Raw genomic sequence first — 24,969 nt, forward strand, 5'->3', positions numbered from 1 at the left:
GATGTGGGACGGTCCTTACGGCGACAGAAACGGCTCGCGAAAATACCTGATTACATCGGTGAATCAGAGCCTCAAGCGTATGGGCCTGGATTATGTCGATATTTTCTATCACCATGTCTTTGATCCGAACACTCCTCTTGAAGAAACTGCCCTCGCCCTCGACCAGATTGTGCGCGAAGGAAAGGCTCTCTATGTCGGAGTTTCAAACTACAACAGCGCTCAGAGTGCCGAAATCGCCGCAATTTTTAAAGAATTGCACACTCCGTTCATCGTAAACCAGCCGTCATATTCAATGCTTAACCGCTGGGTCGAAGAAGACGGTCTCGATAAATGGGCAAAAGAAAACGGCATCGGCCTTTCTCTCTTCTCACCGCTTTTCCAGGGCGTGCTCACCGACCGCTACTTGAACGGCGTTCCGGAAGATTCCCGTCTTGCAAAAGGAAAAACATCAATCGTCCAGAAATTCAATCCGGATGTGCTTGAAAAGGCAAAAAAACTGAACGTGATTGCCGGGCGACGCGGTCAAAAGCTTTCCCAGCTTGCGATTGCATGGCTTCTCAAAAACGAGGCTGTCACGACAGTTTTGATTGGAGCGAGCCGGCCTTCTCAAATCGAAGAGAACGTCAAATCGCTTGAAAACCTTTCATTCACGCAGGAAGAACTGAACGAAATCGAAGCAATTCTGAAAGGCTGAAAATTGGGTGAAAGCGAAAAACCTCTTACAGAGCAAGAAATCGCACTTAAAAACTTCGATGTTGCGGTAAAACATCTTGAAGACAAAATGGCAGAACATCTCACAACTTTTCTGACCTCCGGCTACCAGCGGACTATGGCCTATGTATATTCATATCTTAAAAAGATGAGTCCGCAAAAAGCTGAAGAAGTTGAAAAGTTAATGGACAAGGGAATCTGCGAAAAAATATTAAGTCTTGCACAGGATGTTGACGTACACAACGGAGAAGTCCTTTCGGAAGTCGCCCATGTATTTGATACCCTCGATTTCAACAACAGACAGATTTTAACAGAGGCACATAACGCTTCAACAGAATTATGGTCTCAAAAAGAACTTTTTAACGCGGAAATGGACAAGCTTCTGGATACAAATCCATTGCTTTCAACCGTACTCGATGAAGCGTATTTTGTCTTTTCTGACATAGCAAAACTCTCAAAGCAGGATATTCAGCGGATTCTCCAGAGAATAGACAAAAACGTTTTACAGACTGCCCTGATTGATGCAGACAAAGATGTAAAAAGCGCCATATTCTCAGCAATTTCTCAGCGTGCCGCAAACATGATGAAAGACGACATAGAATACATGAAACGGAAGCTGAACGGACAGACTCAGGAAATCAGTGAAAGCCGGCTGAAGATATGCCAGGCTGTCCAGTGCCTTATTGATGAAAATGAAATCGTAATGCCGCGATAACAGGAAGAAGCTGCCCGTATGTTTTTTCTGAAAAAACTGTTTGCTAAAAAAGCTGACTCAAAAAACGATGAAACAAATGAGGGCGCCCTTCTTCCCGACACAGATTTTGCAGAAGAACAGAACGCAGAAGCCGACGATTCGGAATTCTTTGAAAACTCTCCGTCTGATAAAATTGAGGAAGTCTATTTTTACCGGATATTCTGTGCAGACTCGTTTTTATGCACAAATCAAAAATTCTATGATGCAGATGAGCCTCTAATTCTTCGTACAGATGCAGGCACAGGCTCTAAAAGTGCATACATCAATGAAACATATATTCCGGTAAAATCTTCCGGAGAAAATTTTCTGCAGTTTGAAGACGGAACAAAATCAGCAGACTGCGCAAAGCGACATTACTCGACAAAAACGGTGACAGGAAAGACTTTTTTTACCTTCATCTGACTCTCAACTGGACCCGACTTTCTTTTGAAATCGAGATAAAAACACTCGCCCGTTCCGACTGGGATTTTATGGACAAGCATCCGTTCATTACGACAATCAATGAGCGCTACAGTTTTCAGACAGGAACATTTCATACAGAGAACAATTCTTTTTCTGAAGATGATGCAACGACTATTCCAAAAGAAATGTTTTCAGACATAATCCGGGAACTCATTAAAATGCGGGATAAATGGGCAGGGAAAAAACTCGGATTTACGTGTGCAGCACAGGGAATCGAAGCCTTCAGGAATATTGCCCGATATCCGTACGAGCCGAACATTGCAGCGGTAATTTCAAGCATAAAGCAACCGGGTTTTTCCGTTGACAGAAAGAATCCGGCGGTCTTCAACGAACTTTGCACAAAACTGAATATTCCGAACTTCAAGGCGCTCAGAAAAATCTTCATAACAGAACCTGCTGCAGTTGCAAAATGCCATGTATTCGTAAAGGCAGGATTTTCAGACGTGAATATCCTCGCACGCCTCATACAGGCAAAAGAACTTGACTTCGTACTGGATAATGAAGACGACTTCATAGAATTTGTAAACAATGCACTGAACATAAAAAGCGAAATCTCAATTACCCGCCTGCTTCTTCGCAAAACAAACTATTATATGCAGGATTGCATCAGAATGATTTCATTGTGCCGCAGCTATACGGACGAAAGCATGATAAAAAGAATTCTTGACGACGGTTTCACCAGATACAACCATGACGTTTTCTCTAAAACAGTCAGGAACCTTGAATACTCTGATACAACGCTGAAATATTCTGCGCAAGAAAAAAAATATGCCTGCAAGATAGAAGACTATGTATTTCATCTTCCGAAAACCACCGGAGAAATAAGAAATCTTGGCACTGCATTCCAGAACTGCGTTGCAAGCTATATACCTCAGGTTTTCAGCAAAAAAACAACGATTGTATATGCAGCAAAAGGAGATGAATACGAAATGTGCATTGAAGTTGTTAAAAACAGAATAAATCAGGTCAAAGAAAAATATAATGATGATATAAGCCCCGGACAGAACCGGATTCTCCAGAAATGGGCAAACATGCAGCATCTGTACATGTAATTTTCCTCTAAATAAAGAACCGCGGGCATAAAAAAAGCGGAAACAAATCGTCTCCGCTTATCAAGATTTTTGTTTTTACAGTAAGTTCGGCGTTTCTTCAGCCGCTGCGCTCTCTGCAGGCGCAGCTTCCGCAGCAGGAGCTTCTTCTTTTTTAGGGGCTTTAAGCTCGTCTGCTTTTACGTTGAAGCGCTGTTTCAATGCACCGCTTGCAAGATAGATTTCGTTTTTGCCGTTCACGCGGATGTAGTTCTGCTGACCGTTTGCGGCATCTTTTCCAACTTCAAGTGAAAGATATTCTTTGCCGTTGTCGCTCACTTTAACCGTGATTTTCTGTGCATCGGTAAATCCATAGCGTTCGATTGCATCTTCGCTTGTTGATGTTGAAATCACAGAAAGTGTTTTGATTGAGCGGGCTGCATCTGAAATCATTTTTGCCTTTCCGCTGTCGGCTTCCTCATCGTTTACTTTCCAGAAATCGCCGTAGCGTTTGAGGAGAATCGTGCCGTTTTCTTGGGAAGTAATTTCAATCGTGTCATAGGTTTTGTCGATGATAAAATCCTTAACAGAAGAACGGCTTCCCAAAATAACCTGCAGAACATAAATCAAAGCCAGAATGGCAATTCCGCCAAGCAATACAAGTTTTCTCAATAACAATTTATCTTTCATAACAAACTCCTATTTTTCGATCCTGCTGTCGTTCGGGTTGTATCGCTCTCGGATTGCCTGTTTTTTAGCTTTGATTTTCAAAAGGACAACAAGACCTGCAAGCGCAACAAGCACTACGAGACCGATTTCGTTGAAATATTTTGCGAAGTTTGATGCTGCCGTGCTCTTTACGGTGAGTGTGTTGAGCGACAGGCCTTTTGTGCGCATTGTACACAAATCTTCTTCACCGTTAAGGTAATCGACTGCGTTTCGGACGAACATTGAAACCGGCTGGCTTCCTTCTGCATCCAGAAGCTGTGCTCCATTGAACATTGCGATTTTTCCGCCGGCAAGAACTGAACTTCCTGTAACGATGATTTTTGAATTCTGGACTGATTTTGAAAGATGCTCGCTGACTGCGATTGAATTATCATCTTTTTTGCTCTCTTCTGATTTCTCTGCACTGTTTTCTGCAGGTTTGCCTGCAAATGCTGAAGAGAATTTTCCTTCAACGAGAACTGCAAGATTTTCGCTTGCCATTGTAGATTTATCGCTCGGAACGGAAATAAAGCGCGGGTCAGCAGAAATGTTTGAATCTACCGTCCATGATTCTTTTGAAGATTTTGCAAGGACAGTGACCCGTGCATTTGAGTTTTCTTTTGCTCCAGTAACATCAATCGGTGCGTTCTGGAAGAAAATTACGTAGCCCAAGTTTTTTGTAACCGGGCTTTTCTGGTCGAGAGTGTTTTTCTGCATCATCGGAGCGACATAGAAATTCATCTTTCCGTACTGGCGGTCAGTCTGGCTGAAACAGTTTGTGTCATAGACATATTTTTTCTGAACAGCAATTCCCCATTTTTCAAGATTTTTTTCCAGTCCTGTGTTAACCGGCTCATAAGTCGGAGCTGAATACGGATTTGCCTGCTTTTCTTCGAACGGATCGAGGAACACAAGAAGATTTCCGCCCTTCATCACATACTGATCGATTTTGTAAAGTTCTTCGTCAGTAAAAGAAGATTTCGGACCCGCGATAATTACGCTTGAAAGGCTCTGAGGAATTTCTTCTTCAGAAAGTTTGATTTCTTTGAGAGTGTAGCGGTCAGAAATCAGCTTTGAAAGAACTGATTCTGAGCTCTGGCCGTACTGATTCTGCTCGGTAAGTCCAAGTTCTCCGTGACCTGTGATGTATCCTACTTCCTGAGATTTTGAAACGATTGACTTCAGGCTTTCTTCGATTTGAGTTTCGAGATTTTCAAGACCTGTAATCATGTTGCGGCCAAAGAAGTCACGGCTCATTTTTACCGGGAAGACGCTGAATTTTTCGCCGTATTCAAGAACAAGACCGACTGCCCCAATTCCCTGACCAAGAGTCGCATCGTTCCAGTTAAGGCTCTGGATTCCGTATTTTTCTACAAGAGCTGGAATTTCAGAAGAAGAAGGGTCAACGGCTTCAAAAGTGATTCTGTTTTTGTTCTTTTTGTTGATTTCACGGTAAGCGGCACGGATTTCATCTTCCATCTGAGAAAAGCCGATGATTTTAAAATCAGCAAGCTTTTTTGTAGCATAGAGAGTAAGTTTTACATCGCCTGAAAGACCTGCAAGCGCACTTGTGGTTGAAACCATGTTTGAAATTGTAGTTGTGATTCTATATTCAAGGCCGTCTGTTGAAGTAAGAGAATCCAGAGTTTCGATTCTGTCGGCATAAAGCAGGACGATTCCCATCCATACGCGTTTAACTCCGACTTCATTGTTTTTGAGTTCCTGAATCTGAATCTGATTCAAACCGTAGTCACGGGCAGCTTTTTCGTTTTCTCCCTTTTTCATATCCATGAATTCGTAAGAAAAATTGCTGTTCGCAGCCGACTTGTACTCAACAAGAATATCTTTGATGTACTGATAGACGCTCGAATATGGAGCATTAAGGTTGTCCGAGAAAAAAACTTTGACTGAAAGCGGCTCTTCCAGAGTTTTTACGACCTGTTCACTTCCTTTTGAAAGTGAATAAGATTTTGGCTCTGTAAGATCGATTCTAAAATAAGAGCGGCTTACAACAAGATTTGCCAGAATCAAAAGAATTATAAATAGAAGAACATCGCTTTTTGGACTTTTTATGTATTTGATGAAGTTTTTCATTTTGATTAACGAGCCTCCCCTGTAGATTTTAAGGACTCAACGGTCAGAACAAAGAAAACTGCTGTAAGTGAAACAAAGTAAAGCAGATCGCGCAAATCAAGAATTCCGCGTGAAATTGACTCAAAGTGAGAATATGCCGAGAAAAAATCAAAGAAAGAAACGACTGAAGATGGCATAAAAATCAAAAAGCTTGAAATGAGCGTAAAAATAATGCAGATTGCAAACGCAATGAAGAATGCGATAATCTGATTTTTTGTAAGGCTCGAAGCAAAAAGCCCGATTGCGCTGAACGAAGCAATCAAAAAGAGTGCGCCGAGATAGCCGCCAATCATCGGGCCCGCATCCGGTTTTCCGAAAATATAGCAGGTTACGGCGTAAAACAAAGTCGGAACCAGCATCACTGCCCCGGAAACAAAAGAAGCAAGGAATTTTCCCGCAACAATTTCAAGCTCGGTAACTGGAAGCGTAAGCAGCGTTTCATAAGAACCGCTCCGTTTTTCTTCTGCTAAAAGCCTCATTGTGAGTGCCGGAATAAAAAACGAAAGCACAATCGGCAGAAGACCGAAAAACTGGCGCAATTCAGCACGGTTATTCAGGAAGAATGTATTAAAGAACAAAAATCCCGAAGCCAGCAAAAACAGCCCCGTAACGATGTAAGCGATAGGACTAGAAAAATAAGCGCGGATTTCACGCTTGAATATAATCACTGATGATTTTGACATTTTATTTCTCCTCAACCGTCAAGCCGTGGAAGATGTCTTCCAGGCTGTTCTTACGAACTGAAAGCTCCCAGATTGTCCAGTTTTTCTGTGCGCACAGGCGGAAAAGTTCCGGGCGGATTTCTTTACCGTTCTTTGCGCTTACGATAAAGCTCAAAGCTTCCGGGGCAGATTCAATTTTGTCGCCGTTTGTGAGAGTGCAGCCTTCAACATCAGTAATAGAAGAAATTGCTGATTTTGCTTCTTCTTCTGAAGCGCCGTCAAGCTGAACAAAGACAGTTTCCGAGTGACCATAGCGTTCACGCAGTTCTACAGTCGGGCTGTCTGCAACGAGTTTGCCCTTTGAAATGATGATTACCCTTCCGCAAAGCATTTCAACTTCGCTCAAAATATGTGTCGAAATGATTACAGTTCGGGTTTTACCGATTTCGCGGATAAGGGAGCGCACATCTTCAATCTGGTTCGGATCAAGGCCTGAGGTCGGTTCATCGAGAATCAGGATTTCCGGGTCGTTCATGAGTGAGTGAGCCAGTCCTACACGCTGCTTGTAACCTCGTGAAAGTTCTGAGATGTTTTTGTGCATCACTTCTTTAAGACCGCACTCTTCGCACAGCTTCGGGATTTTTTCTTCCGGATTCTGATTCTGCATGAGGGCCACATAGCGAAGGTATTCTTCGACAATCATGTCAGCATAAAGAGGAGCACTTTCCGGCATATAGCCGATTTTCTGTTTTGCTTCGACAGGATTTTTTTCGATGTCAATTCCGTCGATAGTGATTGAGCCGCTGGTGGGCTTAAAAAAACCGGTAATCATTCGCATGGTAGTAGACTTACCGGCACCGTTAGGACCTAAAAGACCTACAATCTGACCAGTGGGGATAGAAAAGCTTACATCATCAACAGCCTTGAATTCCCCGAATCGTTTAGAAACATGAGATACTTCAATCATTTTTGAAATTTTTCCTTTAGAATTTTAACCACAGATTACACAGATGAACACAGATTCAAACTAACTTTGAAACATATTTATTTGTGCAGTCCAAGTCTTGTTTTTTAAACAAACATTATGCAAAATAGGTTATATTATTCCTATGAAAAATTCAATTTTTACAAACATGAAGTGTGCGATTTTTGATATGGACGGCACGATTTTGGATTCTATGGGAATGTGGCACGGAATCGGCGCGCAATATCTGGCAGCGAACGGAAAAACACCCCGCGAAGGGCTTTGGGACGAAATCAAACGGTTCAATCTTGTTGAGTCTGCGGATTATTTTATCGAAAAATATCAGATTAAAAAAAGTCAGGCCGAAATCATGGATGAAATCAGAGCGCTCATCAGCGGCCATTACGGAAAAACACTGCAATTAAAGGAAGGCGCCCGGGAACTGCTTGAAAAACTGAACGAAAAGCACATTCCCTGCGTACTTGCGACAGCCACCGACCGGCCGAGCGTAATTGCATGCATGGAGCGTCTCGACTGCGTAAAATATTTCAAGGCGATTCTTACCTGTCTTGAATTCAACACGACAAAAACTGAACCGCTGATTTTTGAAAAAGCGGCAGAAGTCTGCGGAGCAAAAAACGGAGAATCAGTTGTCTTTGAAGATGCGCTCCACGCAATCCGCACGGCAAAAAAGGCCGGATTTAAGGTGTGTGCAGTCTACGATGAAAGCAATGAAGAGAAAACCGAGCCGCCGCTTACAGACTGGCAGCGGATTTTAGAACTGTGTGATGCAGACTGTAAAAATCTTAATGAATTTGAACTGTCTTAAAAATCAATGCCTTTTAAGAATTTCTGCTGAAAACCTGGAACAGCCGCCAGATTAACCTGAACTGATTTTTTTGCAAGTGCTGCAGCCTTCTCACGCAGTACATTTGAAAAAAGCAGTGCAGAAGCACCTGAAAGGGCTGCATTTCCAAGCTGAACAGTACGTTTTTCAAGCTGTGAAGGAAGCAGACCTATTACACAGGCTTCACGAAGACTGATTTTTGCTCCAAAACCGCCTGCAATACAGAAAACAGGAGTTTCAGAAGTATGTTCAAGCAGATACTCAAGACCTGTTCTTACAGCAGATTTCGCAAGCTGCATATTTCTGATATCCTGCTGAGAAATGTAAACAGCAGGTGTAAGTTCAATGCAGGAAGAACCGTCACCAAGCTTAGATTTTTCTCGGATGATAATGCCGTTTTTATCTATAAATTTATTTTCCAGAAGAACTGCTGCGGCACTAATAAGACCACTTCCGCATAAGCCAACCGGATTTTTGTCCCCGATTGTATGACAGACAAGTTTATCTCCCTGATAGCTCATCTTATCGATTGCACCTTCAATTGAAGGCATACCGCAGCTGATATTAGCTCCCTCAAATGCAGGTCCTGAAGCAGCTGAAGTACAGATAATTTTACCAGGCTGTTCCGGTGTATCCGGAATATAAAGACAAAGTTCGCTGTTTGTACCGATATCTGCAACTAAAAGAGGTGCAGTTACTTTTGATTCCCATGGTCTTAAAGTCGACGGAGAATTTTTAGCGCCTGGAACAGGAAATCCGGCCGCAATCATTGCACAAACGGAGTCTGCACCAATAAATGCACCAATACAGGGCGGAATATAAACAGGAGTTTCTGCAGGAATTGAACTGGAATTAAAAATCTGAAGTAATTCCGGTGTTGGATTATCTAACTCAACACAAAAATCAAAGACAGTGCCGGTGCGAATCTGATTCCAGGTAGTATTAATGTCAAAAAGAGTTGCAGGTGTAAAAGGAGCAGCTGCCATTTTATTGACTGAAGTTGAACACAAAAACGAAAGCATGGTTGTGTTGCCGGTAATAACCATGGAGCTGATTTTCGGCTGATAACCGCGCGGCAGCTTTGCTGAAGCTTCGATTATTGCTTTTGTAAACATTTTTTCCAGCTGGCTTATAAGGCAATAATGAAGTGCCGAAGGTCCGCTTTCAACAACGGCAGAAGAGCCGGTAAGCGGCGGCCGGACAGCAAAAGAAATACGGCGGATTATATCATATCCATAACGAACCTGAGCATTTTTTTCAGCAACAGAAACCAGATGCTTTCTCTTCAAAAGTGACCAGACACTGACTGCTATAGTTGTTGTACCAATATCAACAGCGATTCCCAGTTCAGCAGGTGAAGCATTACTATTTTCGATTTGTTCTGGAATTTTTGGCATCTCGCCTTCTGTTACAATCTGCATATTCATAGAATATAACGAGATGAAGTATTTTTCAAGTTAAAATACTTCAGCTTTTCTATAAGTTTTTGTATTAGAAAAAATACTTCCCTTTGCTTCTGTAACAGCTTCGTCCTTTACACTAAATTTTTTTTCATTATAATAAAAAAAAAGTATGTCTCAAGAAATAGAATTAAAAGTTCCGTTGACGCAAAATCAGTATGAAACAATATCCGGAATTTTAAAAAATAACAAAACTTTCCCTGGTTTCACATATCATTCTCTGAAACTCATTCAAAAGCATGATGAATATTTTTCTCTTTATAAAAGCCACGAAGAAAGAATTAAAAACAAAGAACTTCGGGTTATAAGAATCCGTACAGAAAATAATAAAAAAGCTTATTTCTGCATAAAACAAAAAAAACTGAAAGACGGAATTGAATTTAACAATGAACAGGAGACTTTCATTGAAAACCCGGACGTGCTGCGAAGTTTTTTCGAAGCCACAGGATATATAAAATGGTTTGAAAAGAAAAAGGATTCAATCTTTGTAAACTGCTCGGTTTCCAGCATTTCTGATTTTGAAGCAAATCTTGAAATTGAAAAAGTAAACGGTCTGCCTTACGCAGAAATTGAATACACAAAAGACGATATAAATCCAGTTGAAATTCGTAAAAATCTTGAAAAAATACTCAATACACTTGGAATAAATCCTGAAAACCGGGATTCCCGTTCATGGGCCGAAATTTTGACCGATAAATAAAAAACCACCCTGTTTTCGGGTGGTCTTGAAACCAAAATTATTTTTTTGATTTTGAAGAAGTTGCTGCAAGTGAAGCAAGAACTGCATAGTTAGCAGCAAGTCGTTTTGCATTTTTTTTAGAATTAACTTTTGTTGTTTTGTTTACAACATGCTGTGGTCTGAATCGGTTTGCAAGTCTCATAGGATCTCCTTGAAAAAATGTACATTGAGTATATCAGAAAAAGGACTGCCGTTTCAAGAGCGGCAATCCTTTTTTCATTTATTTCATAATTAACATTGATTTATCATAGTCTGTCGGCGGAACAAAGCCCATAAGCTGCATCAAAGTTGAAGGCCAAGAAGAGATTCCGAGGCCGTCATTCAATTTGGTGTTGTCGTATTCTCCTTTGTATTCCGGGTCGTAGATGATGCCTGGAACAGGGTTCAATGAGTGGCTTGTCTTTGGCTTTGGTTCGCCGTCTGCGCCCATTGCAACAGAGCCGTCTTTTTTGTGCTCGTACATGTCGTCGCTGTTTCCGTGGTCAGCTGTAAGACAAAGGATACCCCCTGCTTTTTCGATTGCTGCCTTAAGGCGGCCAAGCTGAAGATCCATTCCTTCCATAGAACATACTACAGCATTGAATACACCTGTGTGTCCTACCATGTCTCCGTTTGGATAGTTCAGGCGGATGTGGTCGTATTTTCCAGATTCAATGGCTTCGATTACTTTGTCTGTAATTTCTGCACATTTCATCCATGGACGCTGTTCAAATGGAACAACGTCGGATGGGATTTCTACGTATGTTTCAAGATTCTTGTCGAATTCACCAGGGCGGTTACCGTTGAAGAAGTAAGTAACGTGACCATATTTCTGAGTCTCAGAAATTGCCATAAGGTGAACGCCAGTCTTTGTAAGATATTCACCCATTGTGCGGTCGATGCTTGGCGGGTTTACAAGGAACTGAGCTGGTTTGTGGTTGTCTCCGTCGTATTCCATCATGCCGGCATATTCGACAGCAGGGCGGCGTACGCGGTCAAAGTGCGGGAAGTTGTCTTCTTCAAAAGCAGCTGTGATTTCAAGAGAGCGGTCACCGCGGAAGTTGAAGAAGATTACACTGTCGCCGTCAACGATAGGGCCTACAGGCTTTCCGTCTTTTGCAACAACAAATTCGTGCATATCCTGATCCAAAAGGCCAGAGTTTTCGTTACGGTATGTGTTGATAGCTTCTGTAGCGCTTGCAAACTGGCGACCATCAGCAAGAACATGTGCGTGCCAGCCGCGTTCAACCATTGACCAGTCAGCACCGTAGCGGTCCATTGTAATGTACATTCGTCCGCCGCCAGAAGCGATCTGGTAGTCTACATCGCTAAATTCAGCAAGGAATTTTTCGAGCGGTTCAAAATATTCAAGAGCAGAAGTTGGAGGAACATCGCGTCCGTCCAGAAGTGCGTGAACGCGCAAAGTTTTAACACCTTCCTTGTGAGCCTGACTAATCATAGCCTTAAGGTGGTCAATGTGTGAGTGAACGTTTCCGTCCGAAACAAGCCCCATAAGGTGGAATGTTGAATTCTTGTCCTTTACGTTTTTAACAAGTTTTTTCCAGGTGTCACCTTCAAACATTTTGCCTGAAGTAATTGATTCGCCAACAAGCTTAGCACCCTGAGCAAAGACACGACCACAACCGATTGCGTTGTGACCTACTTCGCTGTTTCCCATGTCGTCGTCGCTTGGGAGACCTACAGCAGTTCCGTGAGCCTTAAGCTTTGTGTGCGGGCAGTTCTTTGTGAACCAGTCCAGATATTTCATTTTAGAAGCACGAACAGCGTCGCCTTCTTCATATTTTCCGTATCCTACACCGTCCATAATTACAAGAACAACCGGTCCGCGGCGTCCTTTCCAGTCAGGATTTTTTTCCAATGCGTGCATTGTATCTGCCATATTTGTCTCCTTAATTTCAGACTGAATTATATAATTTTTAATTTAAAGATTCTACCTTACGTTTTCACGGCCGCCTTTCATGGCAATTTTTGCTCTGTACATTTCTTCATCAGCACGAGCAAATACGCTCTGAAAATTAACATCTTTCTGACTGTCATATGCAGCAAAGCCGGCTGCAATCGAAAGCTGCTCAGAAGGTTTAGCCTTATTATTCTGAAGATACTCCATTTCTGTGCGGAATTTTGTAAGAAGTTCCAGACAATTTTCATAGTCTTTTTCTGTTATTACCGCAACAAATTCATCACCACCGATTCTGAACACAGGGCTGTTTGAAAAATTAGAGGAAATCAAATTGTAAGAATTTTTTATTAATTCATCACCCTCTTCATGTCCAAAATTGTCATTTAAATATTTAAGATTATTAACATCAAATACAATTATACCGAATTCAAATTTTTTACCTGTTTGCTTTGAATTTTCAATTTTTTTATCAATTTCAGTTCTTTCATCAATGAAAGCGCGCTTATTTTTCGCACCAGTCATCGAATCAATATAAATAAGCGTGTTTATATAATCAAACTGAACTTTAAGTGATTTCGCCATAAACGAAAATGTGTTCATCAAATTACCGATTTCATCATGAGGTTTACGCTTAAAATTCAGGTCATAAACCCCCGCCACAATTTTATTTGTTGAATCAGTAAGTTCTTTTAAAGGCTTAGTCAGACGGTTAGACATCCACACACTGAACAGTGAAACCATAACTGATATTACCAGCACAGAAAGTACTATCATAATAATCAGCTTAGTGCGGTCTTTATCAATTTCACGGGCAGGAACACTTACAACCAGACGCATGCCGTTTATTAATTCTTTATAAATCATGCGTGATTTCCGGTTTTTAAAAGCATATTCATAAACAGGAGTAGAACTTTCATCTTTTAGAACCTGATAAAAATCATTTGTCTGATTAAAAAGTCGGGTACCTTCAGGGATAGAGCGGTGATACAAAATTACAAAATCTTCGTCAGTTAAAAAAGCATAGCCAGAATTATAAATTGATATGGAATTTACAATAGTTGCCATATCATCAAAATCAATATCGATTCCAACAACGCCAAAAAATTTACCGTTTTTATAAACAGGAACTGAATAAGAAACTACATATTCTCTGAAATCATCATTGTAATATGGTTTTGTCCAGACACCGCAGTCAAATTTTCTTGCCCTGTAATACCAGCTGTTTTCAAAATCAGAGTTGTAAATCGGAAAGTCAGTTAAAGTACCTCTTTCAAATTTTCCACCGGTTCTGCGCCAGATTAGACTTTCAACACCATTAGTAAGCTCAGGAGCAAAACGAACATAAACAGAAAGCGCGTGCCTTGTACAGTTAGCAATATAAAAAGCAATATTTTCAATTTTTGTGATATAACGGGCAAATTCTTCTTTATCGGTCAAAACAAAAATAGAATCGAGTTCTTCAGAAACATAATTTGACAAAACAATGGAAGACTGTTCTACATCAGAAAACATGGTATTTAACCCGTTACTCTGAACATCTGCCATTAAATCAAGAATCTGCACGGAGTCTTTACGGATTGCACTGTTAGACCAGTAAATTCCAAAACTTCCGACAATCACTGAAGAACCAATTATACTTGAGAGAACAATTGCAAAGATTTTTGTTTTTATCGACTTCATTTTTAAGATTCTTCCGTCAGATATATTTTAGCAAGTTTTTTCCTGCACGCAAAGTAGGCAGGCACCAGAAAAGAGTCGGCTAAAACCCATGCAAGAGGACTTGCAAGAACAGCACCTTTAAATCCTAAAACAGGAACCAGGAAAATGCCTATTACACCGCGCCCGACAAGTTCTGCAAGACCGGCAAATATTGCAAGGCGGGAAAATCCCATGCCCTGAATCGTAAAACGGACACAGTTTACAAGTGTTAAAAGACAGTAGGTTACACCGTTTGCCATGAGTGCATAAAAAACATTTTTTAAAACTTCTTCAACAACTTCCTTAGATTCGGCTTCATTCATAAAAAGAGCTGCAAGATTATCAGTAAAGAAAAACAAAATCACAAGTGCAATAAATGACCATAAAAATCCGGTTGCACAGCCCCAGAAAAGTCCGGGATTTAAGCGGTCAATTCTGCGGGCTCCTACATTCTGGCCGGCATAAGTTGCCATTGTTGTACCCAGTGCATCAAATGGTGTAGAAAAGAAAATGCTGATTTTTTGGGCAGTAACCATTGAAGCAACATAAATTGAACCTAAGCAGTTAACTGACCACTGAACAATTACACTTCCAACTGCGGTGATTGAATACTGAAGCCCCATTGGAACGCCGATTCCAAGCAGTGTTTTAATTTTTTTTGACGATACAGATTTGTCCTCTTTTTTAAGGCGAAGAATTTCAAATTTCTTTTTCATGTAAAAAAAACATAAAATTCCTGAAAATGCCTGTGAAATTACGGTAGCATAAGCAGCTCCTGAAACACCCGTTTTAAGCCCCCCGATAAAAAGCAGATCCAGCACTATATTTAAGGCAGCTGAAATCAAAAGAAAATAAAGAGGCGTTTTGGAATCCCCGACAGAACGGATAAAGCCTGCAAGAATGTTATAGAAAAAAGTGACAGGAATGCCCGCCAGAATAATCACAAAATAAGCATATGACATACTGATTACATTATCCGGTGTTTTAAGGCAGGCAAGCATCTGGCGGCAGGAAGCAACCGTAAAAAATGTGATAACAACAGAAAAAACAGCTGTTAAAATCCATGAATTAAAAATAAACTGGCGCATTGAAGTGTAATCGCCGGCTCCAAAACGCTGAGCCACAGGAATTGCAAAGCCGGAACACACACCAATACAAAATCCCAGAATAAAAAACTGAAGACTGCCGGTAGCACCTACAGCCGCAAGAGCATCTACACCCAGAAACTGACCGACAATTATTGTATCTACAAGATTGTAAAACTGCTGAAAAAGATAGCCGAAGAAGACAGGAATAGCAAACGAGAGAATGATTTTTAAAGGATGACCTGAAGTCAAATCTTTTGTCATGTTATTAGATTAGCGGTTATAAAGAAAAATGTCTAATCGTAAAACAGCGTAAAAAAATAACTTGTTATATCATTTTCATCAAAACCGGAAAGTTCAAAAGAATTTGTATGAAAGATTACAGAAGTTCTGGTCACAGGCGTTAAAAATCTTGAAAGAGTATAAATGCCCGGTCTGTTGTCACAGCCGCAGAAAATCCATGATGAGGAAGAAGGTGCATTAAAAAACTGCCGGCTCCGGTTATCTTTAAAAACCGTACCTTCATAATTTCCATGATGAGCAAAGTCTGTTGAGATTACAAGAAAATTTTTCTTACGGCCGTTTTCATCAAAAAAAGGGGCAAGTGTGTCAGATAATTTCTGCGCTTCATTCTGATTTAAAGGCGGCTCTCCATGCACGGCAATTGCACAGACTTTTGCTCCGGGAAAATACCGTGCAATGTAAGGAATAAGCGTAGTAATTCCGTGTTCGCCGTAAAATACCTGTTCATCAAAAGAAACTCCCAGTCCATCTGCAATTTTCTGTTCAATTTTACTGTCTGTGTGAACTACAGCAGTTTTTGTCTTCCAGGAACAGTCAGCAAGCGACCATATCTTAGTTGAAAGACCGTAATGAGAAGGCGAAATAATAAAAAAAGTTTCAACATTCCGCCTGGAAGCAATCTGAGAAAACCAGAAATCAATCTGCTTATCTGCAAGAAGATGATGACTTACAGTCCCTGCCCAGACAAAAGAATTTTCCGGCGGTAATTCTTCTACAGCCGGCGAAAATATAACCGGCGGGACAATTTCGCCGGAAGATTCCCAGGTCGGAATAAGATTTTCGTTTTTTTCCAGACATGATGTAAAAATCAGTGAGCAGAAAACAAAAATTATTTGTCGAGAAGACATTCTTTTTCCCAGTCCGGCATATATTTTTCAAGTTTTACTGTATTTGTCATATCTTTCCATTCATCATCAGTAAGACGGTTATTTACAGGCTGAGTGAATTCGTAATAACTGAAACAGAAACCGATTGCAATCCGCTTACCGCCCTGTGAATCATTTAAAGGAACATAAATTTTATGCGGGCGGGCAACTCCAACTTCAAGACAAAGTCCAAGTTCATAATTTGAAAACACATCTGCAATACAGTCCATTCTAAGCTGATTGAAATCTTCGATGTAATCAGTCTGATTATGAACAAAAATGAGTTTTTTAAGATATGAAACTATAGTCGGAATCCAGTCATTTTCATCACTGGTAATGGCTTTGTTCTGTGCCTCTTTTTCTGAAATTACAATACATCGTCTGTAAATATCAGAAAGATTCTCCAGAGTGTAAGCTGATTCATCATCAAGCAAATCATTGTCATTGAGACACTGCATAAGCTTGACAACTGAGTTAAACGAAATTTTCCAGAAAGGAACATTCGGTTCAATATAGTGAACCGGGTCTGGAACCGGCAGTGTGCGGAAAGTCGGTTCAAAATCTCCGTCTCCGGCACGCTCGGCAGCAGTCTGCTTTACGTACAAAATTGTATCATGTCTGAGTTCAGCCCAGGTTCCGTGAGAAGACAAAAGTGACTTAACATTCCACAAAGGAGATTCTGTAAAATAAAAGCCGGCTCCCTGTTCAAAAGTTGCCTGAGTTTTTACCTGAGCAAGAACCTGATTATAGTAACTCTGATTCCAGAATTCACTTCCGTAAGATGAAAAATCAGTTTGCAGTGCATCAAGTTTTTCTTTTAAGCCTTCCATTTCCGCATAATCAGAATTCTGAAGAAGAATTTCTGCCGATTTAGAACCAAAGACTTTCATAACATCAAGACCACGGACAATATCCCGGCTCATAAGACGCGGCGGTGAAACCTTGTCATGAATATAGGAATCATAAGTAAAGCGCTGACCAAAAAGACGCCAGCCCATGGCAGGTTTTGTCAAATCCTCACCTTCGTGCGCAATACTTCCGTCTGAAGAAAATACAGGATTTGAATTAATGGCAGGCGGACGTAGTTTTTCATGACAAAGATTCATAAAATTAACGACTTTTTCTGAATCATTTGACCAGTTTTCAAAAGCATCTGTTTTTTCTGAATTCCACAGCGGAAGAATTTCATAAAAACTCAAATCATCAGAAATGCCAATCATTGTTGTAATCGGATCAAAAAGCCGTTTCCATTCATTATAAAGATCCGGATTTTTCTGAACCGTGTCGCAGATTAAAAGCGCGGTTTTTGTTCTGTCAGTTTCAGAAGGATTTTTTTCTGCAATTAAAAAATGAATGCGGCCGAACCACATTTCTGCCCTAAAATAAGTTTCAAGAAGCGGATTTTTTGTGTAGTGACCGCGCGGCTTGTATTGAGAAAAATCTTCCTCTACACCCATAACAGCACTTTCAGTTCTGCCATTTGCTTTATAAATATTTTCACAATCAGCAATAACATCTTCAGCAAAGCCGGCAAAAACTGCTTTTAAAGACTCTTCATCAGGTTCTTCGTAAGTAACAGGCTCTCTCCAGTTATTCTTATCGACAATTTTTTTTGGAGCCGTCTTTAAAATAAGAAGCGGAACCTGAAAATATTTTACTGCTTTTTCCTGAATATCTTTTGGAACATCACTACGCTCTGAAAGGGCGGAAATAAAATGCTCTGTAAGCTGCTCAAGACGCGGTAAAAAGAAAGTTTCTTCGGTGTACTGCAGCATGCGGTCAAAAATCAAATGCTGACAGTGAGCTGCTAAATCAGTTGTAATAAAAACAGGAAGTTTTGAATCCCGTTTAATTTTCTGATAGTCGTCAATCATGTCATCAGCGGAAAGCCAGTTAGGACTCGGGGTTTTCTGAATTGCAAGGCGGTTTTCTTCAAGGGAAGCTTTTACAGAGTCTTCAAGCTCTCCATATCCTGAAACAGGATAAAATTCTGTAAATTTTCCATTTGTGCGGTACAATTCAGCTGTAACTCTGTTATTTTCAATAGAATCTCCAAGTCCCTTTAAATCCGAACCAAAGATATAGCCTTCCATGCCGTTCCATTTTACCGGATAAAACCAGTTCCAGTTAGCCTGAAATTCAAACATCTGGCCTGCATAAGGATTCTGCCCTTCTGCTCCGTTGTAAAGTTTTTCACCTGAAATCTGTACAATCGAAGAAAAAGGAACCGGCGTTCCGTAGTTTTCACCATGAATTACATTGTTAAGAACAGCTTCTCCATGTTCATTAAAACTAAAAGCTTCTTTAGGATAAAGCATACAGAGTTTGCTTCCTACAACGGCCGTTCTTCCCTCAGTAACTCCCTGATCTGGAACAGGAGCAAACTTAAGAGGTTCATTCAAAAACTGCTCATGAGCATTTGTATGAAAGGCATCCTTTGAAAGCTCTTCTTTTAAAAGTGAGGGAACTGACTTTAGCTTTTTAGAAGAATAGCCGGCTCCTTCCACCTGCTCTGAATTTAACTGAGAATTAAGTAAATCTCCGTTTTCAGACGAAGTGTTTTTAACGGATGTCCTTGATTTTTCATTACATGAAAGTAACGGGATAATGATTGCTGCAAGTAAAATAACTGATTTCTTCATGTTTTAATTTTAGCACTTTGAAAAAAAACTGTCATTGTGAGATAATTCCTCTGATGCAAAAAAAACAATTTTTACTGCTGATTTTTATTATTCCGCTCTTTTTTATATTTTTTTCCTGCTCTAAAACCCAGATTCATCTGCATGACCGCCATGTTCTTTCTTATGATTCAGTGAAATCTTATGCACAAAAAAAAGGACCTGTTTCTCTTGTTCTTCTGGATTATCACCATGACATTCACCCGGGGCAAAGAAATCTTACAAGTGTAAACTGGGTCGGAAATCTGATAGAAGAAGGCCTTGTTTCAAAAGTTTACTGGCTTTCCGGAAGAACTCTTTTACTTCCCAACAGAAATTCAAGATTTGCATGGCTTGAGCGCAGCTTAAAAGACACAACCCCCGATACTGCACAAAAAATCCGTGAAACAGTCGAACTTGTTGACTGGCACGATTTACAGAAAATCAGTTTGAAAAAAAACTTCGTAATAACACTTGATTTTGACGTTTTTACAAAAGACACCGATAACGATCCTCAAAATTTTGTCCTTGAACTCTGCGAATGGATTCAAAAACAGAAACCTGCTCTCTTAACACTTGCTTTTTCTTCTTCATATCAGAAAAATCCTTCTGAAGGCTGGTCATATCTTTCTTCATTTATTGAAAACTGGCAGACCGGTTCCGGATGTTTTTTTGAATGCGGCAAATTCGGAGAAAAGGCTGAAAGTAACGATGACCTTAAAGCCTGGAAAATCTGGAAAGAAAATCCTGAAGTGTTTTCAGAATATGAAAACGCCTTCTTACCGGGAGCATATTTGTGGACCAGCTGCCCGTCTTCTGTAAAAAATGCGCTTTTAAATAAAAAAATCACGGCAAACAATAAAGAAGCCGAATCAGTTCTTTCTGACTGGAATGATGAAAACCTTTCTTTATTAAAATCCACTTTTCCAAAAGAAAAACTTATTTCACTTTCTAAAACTGCATCTATAGCCCAGAATGATTTCTGGAATGGAAAACAATCTGTGCACTCAGTCCAGAACAGCGCTGAAAATGCTTTCGGAGTTGCCGTTCGCTTTAAAACAATTTCTGAAGACCGCGGCTGTCTTTCTCTTTACAAAGGAATTTCTGAAAGCGAAATTGAACAGGCTGTAAGTTTTTGTGCACAGAAGGCCTGTATAGACCCGCGTTATTCTTCAATTCAAAAATCCGAACAGGAAGAACTTTTTACAAACATTTCAATTTTTGGAAAATGGCAGGAACTGTCATTTCCAGAAGACTTTATTCCTGGAAGTGACAGTCTGATTCTTGAAGAAGCAGACGGCGAAAAAACACTGCTTCAAGCCGCAATTGCTTTGGAACGGAATTATACTCAAGAAGAATTTCTTTCAAGGCTTTCAAACAAAGCTTCTCTGGGATTTGACGGGTGGCAAAAAGACGGATTAAAATTCTATAAGGCTAAAACCCTCAGCTTTACGAATAAAACTCTCCGCGGATAATTTCAAAAATCTCTCTGTCATGACTGTCAAGTTCATGCTTTTCTGCTTTTTCAAAACAAAGCGTATAATGATTTTCACAATCTGTAAAAAACGGAAAATACTCCTGCTGTGCAGCCTCAAAATAAAGCCACGCACACAGATAAATAAACTGACCGCCTGAAGTATAACTTGCTTTATCAGCTAAAGGAGAATAAATTTCCACACTTTTAATGTGCGTAGCTCCGATTTCATCCTGATTTTCTTTATCTGTTTCCATACAGGATTTATAAAGATTATATGCCTTTAAAAGATTCTGTTCGTCTTTATCTAAAGAAGCCGCCCTGTCACTCTGCTCTCCCAAAGCTTCGAATGGAGAGCGGAAAATTTTGTAGCTTGAAACAACTGAAGTACGAAGCCGTTCCCCTCTTTCCCTCATTTTTTCTTCATAGTAAGAATCTTTTGAAGGAGGCGTAACACGTTTTGCATCAGGCGATTTACTGAAACGGCTGAATTTCTGTGAAAAATTACTGAAAACTTCGGCAATATTCTGGCTCATAAGAACTCCAAGAATTTTAAACCACAGATTATAATTTCATCTGTGTAATCTGTGACATCTGTGGTTTCATTTCTTCTCTTTTTACTATATCATATCAACTGGGAAAATAAAATGAAAAAAACTAATGCAATGCGGATTTTAGACGGTCTTAAAATAAAATACGAAACACTTTCTTATGATGATGACGGAGAACATGAACTTTCCAGAGGAGCTGCTTCACAGACAGCAGCAAAACTTGGAATAAATCCGGCTGCATGTTTTAAAACAATCGTTATGCGAAGCGAATCAAAACAGATTTTTGTATTCTGTCAGAGTGCAGAACACGAAATAAATTTAAAAAAAGCGAGAAATGCCTGCGGTGCAAAAGAAATAAATCCTGTAAAGCCAGATGAACTTCTTGCCCTTACAGGCTATGTTCGCGGCGGCTGTTCTCCGCTTGGCATGAAAAAGAAATTTCCGACTTTTATCGATGAAAGTGCTTTAAAACACGAAAAGGTTTATGTAAGTGCAGGAATGCGTGGAGAACAGATTGCACTTGCTCCGGCTGATTTAATTAAAGCCACCGGAGCACAAACAGTAGATTTGATTTTAGAAAGTTAAAGTCCTATTGAAACACCTGTCTGGAAGAACGGTCTGCCGCCAAAGTGCGGAATTTCAAAATAAATTCCGAAATGCTTTTCCGGGCAGAACTGTAATCCAAACGGGCAGATATCAAAACAGAAAGTCTTTTCTTTATCACCATTAAAATCAGAAGCAATCCAGCCCATTGTGTATTCACCGTAAATTGAAATTCTGGTACCTATCGAACTCAAAACCCAGTGACCATAATCAATATGAACGCCGCCATAGAAATAGTTCATATCATGTGTGTTTGTTACTTCGACTGAATTTTCAACAGTATTCTGCTCCCAGGTATCAATTGCAACACCACACATAAAACCAATATGATAATTTGCAATCGGCGGATAAACAATAATATTTAAATCAGTTGCAAGTTTTGGAGTGTAATGATCATAATTACCATCTTCACCTGTAAACATTTCTCCAAAAACATCTGAAAAGCCGACAACAAAGGACTGAACAACACCATGAGAAGTTAAAACAGGAAATACAGGAATCGCACCTTTAACTTCTATGAAACGATGCCCTTCAAGGCTTGTAAAATTTTCTCCAAAACTCATGTCGTTTTCTGCAAACATAACCGAACCAGAAACAAGCAAAGCAAATATTGCAAATAATTTTTTTACAGAATTTTTCATATATACCTCCAGTAAATTAATCAAGATAAAAATTCCAGTAAAATAATTTTAACATATTTTTAAGAAAAAACAACAAAGGCTGTAAATATGCATAAAAAAACCGGGCAAAAAGCCCGGCTCAATTTCAAAGTTTGAAATTAGAATACATTTACACGCAGACCGAATGAAATCTGTGGAACAAGACTCTTAATATCCTGATCAGATGAAACATCGGTTGGAATGAACCACAACTGACCTTCTGTGTAGAATGCAATTGTACGGAACATCTTCTGCTTAGAGAAGGTAACCCGCGGGAATTCCAGCTGAACAAGACCTGCAGAAAGAATCTGAGCTTTTCCTGCACCTGATTCATTGAATCGTGTGAAGTTAGCACCTACAGCTACATTCAAAGAAAGCCATTCCCAGTCTGGTCCGAAGTAATATCGGAACGGCATGTAGTAAACATTTGCCAGAAGCTTCATACCAAGGATATTGTCACCGCCATATCGTTTTGGACTTGAAGAGAACAATTCTCGCTGAGAATCAGTAAACTGTCCCCACTGAACCTGAAGTTTGACATTGTCATCAAAGAAGGTAAGACCTGCCCCAACATTGAACAATGTAGCTCCCCAGAACTGCCAGTCGAAGTACAATCCCTGAATGAAAGCAGGAATTTCATAGGCAGCTTTATCACCTTTTCTAAGTGCAAGTGTAAGGCTCTTAAGTGCTATATCATCATGTGCAAGACCACGGAATACCATTTCCTGATTGTAATGTCCGCCGGCACCCGGTGAAATGAGCTTAATAGTAGGTTTAGTGCTGTCAACCTGAACTATACAGCGTGTAACAGCTACTTCACCATTCTTCATTTTTGCTCTGATAAGTAAGAAGTGATATCCCTCTGCGATGTCCTCGTTTTCAATTCGGTATCTCCATTTTCCAGAAGATGAAACCTTTTCGAATGTCTTGCCGTTATCAAGAGAAAGTTCGACCATTTCTACAGATTTAGCAGCAACAGCCTCTTTTAATTCTTTTGGAGCACCTTTTGCATTTGCACGGACAACTTCATCTTCGTCATATGAATATCCTGCGTTTCCAATAACATAAGGACGTTCAAATGCAAAGTCACCATAGTTGAAGCTGTCAATTGTTACCCAAGGACCAACAGCCTGATAGTTAAGGTACTGTGTATTAGAGATAATCTTGGTTGAATCAGCAAGATGAGCTTCAACACGAATATCATGGCGACCTTCTTCAATCATTGTCTGGTCAAGTGTATATTTGAAATAACCGCTTTCTGAAAGTGTTGTCTCTGCAACAGTTTTTCCGTCAATGATAAGAATCAAATTTTCAATATTATTGAATTCACTTGTTGCTGTACCGTAGATATTAAATTTGCCCTGTACATATTCACCGTTAAGAGGATAAAGCAAATCAACTTTTGCTTTTGGCATCTTCTTGTCGAGCTGAATATTTCGGCTTACACGGGTAATATTGTCTGCAGCATCAACACCAGTAAGTTCAATATTGTAAAATCCGTCAGAAAGGCTTGAAATATCCAGTGACTGAGTAATAATTTCGTCAGGTGTCAATTCAGTGTGAGCAAGGCTTGAAGAAACCGAACGGCCGTCAAGAGAACGGATTGTAATGTAAAGTTTTGTAAGGGCAATATTATCAGTTGTCTGGCCTGAGAAGAATACCATTCCTGTTGTCTTAGAATCATCAAGAGGAAGTTCAAGGCTGATATCAGGAGTTGTATTATCAATGTTAATCAATGATGAATAAAGACCTTCAATTCCATACCAGTCAACAACTTTCATAAATACAACATGTGTACCATCTTCAATAACACGGGTATCGAATTCATAAGACCAGTTACACTGTGTCATTTCATGACCGTAATTTCCAAGTGCTTCATCATAAGAGTTTCCGTTATCAACAGAAATATAAACAGCTTTGATACCGTTTTTATCTGTTGCATTACCTGTAAGTTTTACAGTTCCCTTTACAGTTTCGCTGATTGGCGGTGTAAGAACAGCACCTTTTGGCTCTTCAAGAGAAATACGGAAGTTTCGTGTGTATTCCGGTCCTTTTGTTCCGTTGATATCAAGTGCATAAACTGTAATTGAATGTTCATTATCAGTGAAATCGTGAAGTTTTTTAGGAATAATGAAACTTGTACCAATCTGATCGAGTTCTGTATAGCGGCCGTTATCAAATTTGTAGAAGATTTTTGGTCCGCCGATTACATTGCCTTCGTCGTCCTTTTTGACACCGTCATCATCATAAATAACGCCTGAGAATTCAAAATCACGAGTAAGAACTGCATTTTCTTCAGGAACATGGATTTCAGAAACCGGCAGGTCATTTGCATTATCAATGATAAAGTCCCACTGACGGATTTCAGTTGCGTTACCTATTGCATCAGTAAAGCGGAATGACATTAAATCATCAATCGGCTGTTCTGCGGTACCGACATGTGTTGTAATCATCGGAGCAAGTTCGAGGGCAATCGGTGCAGCACCACGGCTAGGACCGATATATTCAGCCTTTGCAAGACGTCCGTTATCTTTTGCGATGAATGCAATAAGATTATCACCGTTTACAATATCATCGCTGCCAGGAAGAATTACTTCTACAACCGGAGGAGTAGTATCTTTCTGAATTGCAATTTTCTTAGTTGTAGTTTTGCCGGTTTTATCAGTTGCTCGAACATCAATTCCAACAAGACCGTCATCGAAGCT

22 protein-coding genes are annotated in these 24,969 nt (G+C 40.1%); 8 read left to right on the forward strand and 14 right to left on the reverse strand.

Annotated elements, in window-relative coordinates; all coding sequences use genetic code 11:
- From ACKI5B_RS08480 to ACKI5B_RS08495, 4 genes are all read left to right on the forward strand, one after another.
- Positions 1–694 (forward strand): aldo/keto reductase (locus ACKI5B_RS08480; protein ID WP_407427740.1); only part of this gene is annotated, 694 nt, incomplete at its 5' end.
- Positions 695–697: 3 nt separating this feature from the next.
- Positions 698–1,426, forward strand: a complete 729-nt coding sequence (locus ACKI5B_RS08485; protein WP_407427742.1) for a FliG C-terminal domain-containing protein — start codon at positions 698–700, stop codon at positions 1,424–1,426.
- An 18-nt stretch (positions 1,427–1,444) separates the two neighbouring features.
- Positions 1,445–1,867, forward strand: coding sequence for a hypothetical protein (locus tag ACKI5B_RS08490; protein ID WP_407427744.1), 423 nt, complete (start codon positions 1,445–1,447; stop codon positions 1,865–1,867).
- Between the two features lie 68 nt (positions 1,868–1,935).
- A complete protein-coding gene (locus ACKI5B_RS08495) occupies positions 1,936–2,979 on the forward strand; it encodes a PcfJ domain-containing protein (RefSeq protein ID WP_407427746.1) in 1,044 nt (347 codons plus the stop codon).
- 75 nt (positions 2,980–3,054) lie between these two features.
- On the opposite strand, the gene ACKI5B_RS08500 is transcribed toward ACKI5B_RS08495, so the two are convergent.
- Genes ACKI5B_RS08500 through ACKI5B_RS08515 form a run of 4 tightly spaced genes read right to left on the reverse strand, consistent with a single transcriptional unit; the run spans position 3,055 to position 7,425 of the window.
- A complete protein-coding gene (locus ACKI5B_RS08500) occupies positions 3,055–3,645 on the reverse strand; it encodes a DUF4340 domain-containing protein (RefSeq protein WP_407427748.1) in 591 nt (196 codons plus the stop codon).
- 9 nt (positions 3,646–3,654) lie between these two features.
- Positions 3,655–5,757 carry a GldG family protein gene (locus tag ACKI5B_RS08505; protein ID WP_407427750.1) on the reverse strand — a complete coding sequence of 701 codons (2,103 nt, stop codon included), beginning with the start codon at positions 5,755–5,757 and terminating at the stop codon, positions 3,655–3,657.
- 5 nt (positions 5,758–5,762) lie between these two features.
- Entirely contained in the window at positions 5,763–6,479 is a 717-nt protein-coding gene (locus ACKI5B_RS08510) for an ABC transporter permease (protein WP_407427752.1), read from the reverse strand.
- Between the two features lies 1 nt (position 6,480).
- Positions 6,481–7,425, reverse strand: a complete 945-nt coding sequence (locus ACKI5B_RS08515) for an ABC transporter ATP-binding protein (protein ID WP_407427754.1) — start codon at positions 7,423–7,425, stop codon at positions 6,481–6,483.
- Positions 7,426–7,567: 142 nt separating this feature from the next.
- On the opposite strand from ACKI5B_RS08515, the gene ACKI5B_RS08520 reads away from it, so the two are divergent.
- A complete protein-coding gene (locus ACKI5B_RS08520; protein WP_407427756.1) occupies positions 7,568–8,251 on the forward strand; it encodes an HAD family hydrolase in 684 nt (227 codons plus the stop codon).
- On the opposite strand, the gene ACKI5B_RS08525 is transcribed toward ACKI5B_RS08520, so the two are convergent.
- Complete coding sequence (locus ACKI5B_RS08525; RefSeq protein WP_407427758.1) at positions 8,248–9,690, reverse strand: ASKHA domain-containing protein; 1,443 nt, start codon at positions 9,688–9,690, stop codon at positions 8,248–8,250. The genes ACKI5B_RS08520 and ACKI5B_RS08525 overlap by 4 nt on opposite strands.
- A 151-nt stretch (positions 9,691–9,841) precedes the next feature.
- Between ACKI5B_RS08525 and ACKI5B_RS08530 the strand changes: the two genes are divergently transcribed.
- Positions 9,842–10,429: a CYTH domain-containing protein gene (locus ACKI5B_RS08530; RefSeq protein WP_407427760.1), complete on the forward strand. Its 588-nt coding sequence runs from the start codon at positions 9,842–9,844 to the stop codon at positions 10,427–10,429.
- A gap of 37 nt (positions 10,430–10,466) precedes the next feature.
- Here ACKI5B_RS08530 and ACKI5B_RS08535 read toward each other — a convergent pair whose 3' ends face one another.
- The 6 genes from ACKI5B_RS08535 to ACKI5B_RS08560 form a co-directional block, all read right to left on the reverse strand.
- Positions 10,467–10,610 carry a hypothetical protein gene (locus ACKI5B_RS08535; RefSeq protein WP_407427762.1) on the reverse strand — a complete coding sequence of 48 codons (144 nt, stop codon included), beginning with the start codon at positions 10,608–10,610 and terminating at the stop codon, positions 10,467–10,469.
- Between the two features lie 78 nt (positions 10,611–10,688).
- Positions 10,689–12,347, reverse strand: a complete 1,659-nt coding sequence (gpmI, locus tag ACKI5B_RS08540) for a 2,3-bisphosphoglycerate-independent phosphoglycerate mutase (protein WP_407427764.1) — start codon at positions 12,345–12,347, stop codon at positions 10,689–10,691.
- A gap of 51 nt (positions 12,348–12,398) precedes the next feature.
- On the reverse strand, positions 12,399–14,048 hold the full coding sequence (locus tag ACKI5B_RS08545) for a diguanylate cyclase (RefSeq protein WP_407427766.1): 1,650 nt from the start codon (positions 14,046–14,048) through the stop codon (positions 12,399–12,401).
- 2 nt (positions 14,049–14,050) lie between these two features.
- Positions 14,051–15,415: an MATE family efflux transporter gene (locus ACKI5B_RS08550; RefSeq protein ID WP_407427767.1), complete on the reverse strand. Its 1,365-nt coding sequence runs from the start codon at positions 15,413–15,415 to the stop codon at positions 14,051–14,053.
- A gap of 32 nt (positions 15,416–15,447) precedes the next feature.
- Positions 15,448–16,302 carry an AmmeMemoRadiSam system protein B gene (amrB, locus tag ACKI5B_RS08555; protein ID WP_407427769.1) on the reverse strand — a complete coding sequence of 285 codons (855 nt, stop codon included), beginning with the start codon at positions 16,300–16,302 and terminating at the stop codon, positions 15,448–15,450.
- The gene (locus ACKI5B_RS08560; protein ID WP_407427771.1) at positions 16,284–18,962 is read right to left on the reverse strand and encodes a DUF3160 domain-containing protein; all 2,679 of its coding nucleotides are present in this window, start codon (positions 18,960–18,962) and stop codon (positions 16,284–16,286) included. The genes amrB and ACKI5B_RS08560 overlap by 19 nt, the downstream gene beginning before the upstream one ends.
- A 53-nt stretch (positions 18,963–19,015) precedes the next feature.
- Here ACKI5B_RS08560 and ACKI5B_RS08565 point away from each other — a divergent pair, with 53 nt between their 5' ends.
- Positions 19,016–20,452 (forward strand): AMMECR1 domain-containing protein, encoded by a 1,437-nt coding sequence (locus tag ACKI5B_RS08565; RefSeq protein WP_407427773.1) that lies wholly within the window; start codon positions 19,016–19,018, stop codon positions 20,450–20,452.
- Here ACKI5B_RS08565 and ACKI5B_RS08570 read toward each other — a convergent pair.
- Complete coding sequence (locus tag ACKI5B_RS08570; protein ID WP_407427775.1) at positions 20,427–20,987, reverse strand: hypothetical protein; 561 nt, start codon at positions 20,985–20,987, stop codon at positions 20,427–20,429. The two genes, ACKI5B_RS08565 and ACKI5B_RS08570, sit on opposite strands and share 26 nt — an antisense overlap.
- A 111-nt stretch (positions 20,988–21,098) precedes the next feature.
- On the opposite strand from ACKI5B_RS08570, the gene ybaK reads away from it, so the two are divergent.
- The gene (gene ybaK, locus ACKI5B_RS08575; protein WP_407427777.1) at positions 21,099–21,587 is read left to right on the forward strand and encodes a Cys-tRNA(Pro) deacylase; all 489 of its coding nucleotides are present in this window, start codon (positions 21,099–21,101) and stop codon (positions 21,585–21,587) included.
- On the opposite strand, the gene ACKI5B_RS08580 is transcribed toward ybaK, so the two are convergent.
- Both ACKI5B_RS08580 and ACKI5B_RS08585 read right to left on the reverse strand, forming a co-directional pair.
- The gene (locus tag ACKI5B_RS08580; protein ID WP_407427779.1) at positions 21,584–22,246 is read right to left on the reverse strand and encodes a hypothetical protein; all 663 of its coding nucleotides are present in this window, start codon (positions 22,244–22,246) and stop codon (positions 21,584–21,586) included. The genes ybaK and ACKI5B_RS08580 overlap by 4 nt on opposite strands.
- A 137-nt stretch (positions 22,247–22,383) precedes the next feature.
- The coding region (locus ACKI5B_RS08585) for an Ig-like domain-containing protein (RefSeq protein ID WP_407427781.1) at positions 22,384–24,969 on the reverse strand (2,586 nt) is incomplete at its 5' end.

Source organism: Treponema sp. (genome assembly GCF_045657965.1).
GTDB lineage: Bacteria > Spirochaetota > Spirochaetia > Treponematales > Treponemataceae > Treponema_D.

What these genes read in the sequence shown, in the direction of transcription:
- ACKI5B_RS08490 (WP_407427744.1), top strand. Translation starts at nt 1,445, where the DNA reads ATGTTTTTTCTGAAAAAACTGTTTGCTAAAAAAGCTGACTCAAAAAAC.
- ACKI5B_RS08495 (WP_407427746.1), top strand. Translation starts at nt 1,936, where the DNA reads ATGGACAAGCATCCGTTCATTACGACAATCAATGAGCGCTACAGTTTT.
- ACKI5B_RS08500 (WP_407427748.1), bottom strand. Translation starts at nt 3,645, where the DNA reads ATGAAAGATAAATTGTTATTGAGAAAACTTGTATTGCTTGGCGGAATT.
- ACKI5B_RS08505 (WP_407427750.1), bottom strand. Translation starts at nt 5,757, where the DNA reads ATGAAAAACTTCATCAAATACATAAAAAGTCCAAAAAGCGATGTTCTT.
- ACKI5B_RS08510 (WP_407427752.1), bottom strand. Translation starts at nt 6,479, where the DNA reads ATGTCAAAATCATCAGTGATTATATTCAAGCGTGAAATCCGCGCTTAT.
- ACKI5B_RS08515 (WP_407427754.1), bottom strand. Translation starts at nt 7,425, where the DNA reads ATGATTGAAGTATCTCATGTTTCTAAACGATTCGGGGAATTCAAGGCT.
- ACKI5B_RS08520 (WP_407427756.1), top strand. Translation starts at nt 7,568, where the DNA reads ATGAAAAATTCAATTTTTACAAACATGAAGTGTGCGATTTTTGATATG.
- ACKI5B_RS08525 (WP_407427758.1), bottom strand. Translation starts at nt 9,690, where the DNA reads ATGCAGATTGTAACAGAAGGCGAGATGCCAAAAATTCCAGAACAAATC.
- ACKI5B_RS08530 (WP_407427760.1), top strand. Translation starts at nt 9,842, where the DNA reads ATGTCTCAAGAAATAGAATTAAAAGTTCCGTTGACGCAAAATCAGTAT.
- ACKI5B_RS08535 (WP_407427762.1), bottom strand. Translation starts at nt 10,610, where the DNA reads ATGAGACTTGCAAACCGATTCAGACCACAGCATGTTGTAAACAAAACA.
- gpmI (WP_407427764.1), bottom strand. Translation starts at nt 12,347, where the DNA reads ATGGCAGATACAATGCACGCATTGGAAAAAAATCCTGACTGGAAAGGA.
- ACKI5B_RS08545 (WP_407427766.1), bottom strand. Translation starts at nt 14,048, where the DNA reads ATGAAGTCGATAAAAACAAAAATCTTTGCAATTGTTCTCTCAAGTATA.
- ACKI5B_RS08550 (WP_407427767.1), bottom strand. Translation starts at nt 15,415, where the DNA reads ATGACAAAAGATTTGACTTCAGGTCATCCTTTAAAAATCATTCTCTCG.
- amrB (WP_407427769.1), bottom strand. Translation starts at nt 16,302, where the DNA reads ATGTCTTCTCGACAAATAATTTTTGTTTTCTGCTCACTGATTTTTACA.
- ACKI5B_RS08560 (WP_407427771.1), bottom strand. Translation starts at nt 18,962, where the DNA reads ATGAAGAAATCAGTTATTTTACTTGCAGCAATCATTATCCCGTTACTT.
- ACKI5B_RS08565 (WP_407427773.1), top strand. Translation starts at nt 19,016, where the DNA reads ATGCAAAAAAAACAATTTTTACTGCTGATTTTTATTATTCCGCTCTTT.
- ACKI5B_RS08570 (WP_407427775.1), bottom strand. Translation starts at nt 20,987, where the DNA reads ATGAGCCAGAATATTGCCGAAGTTTTCAGTAATTTTTCACAGAAATTC.
- ybaK (WP_407427777.1), top strand. Translation starts at nt 21,099, where the DNA reads ATGAAAAAAACTAATGCAATGCGGATTTTAGACGGTCTTAAAATAAAA.
- ACKI5B_RS08580 (WP_407427779.1), bottom strand. Translation starts at nt 22,246, where the DNA reads ATGAAAAATTCTGTAAAAAAATTATTTGCAATATTTGCTTTGCTTGTT.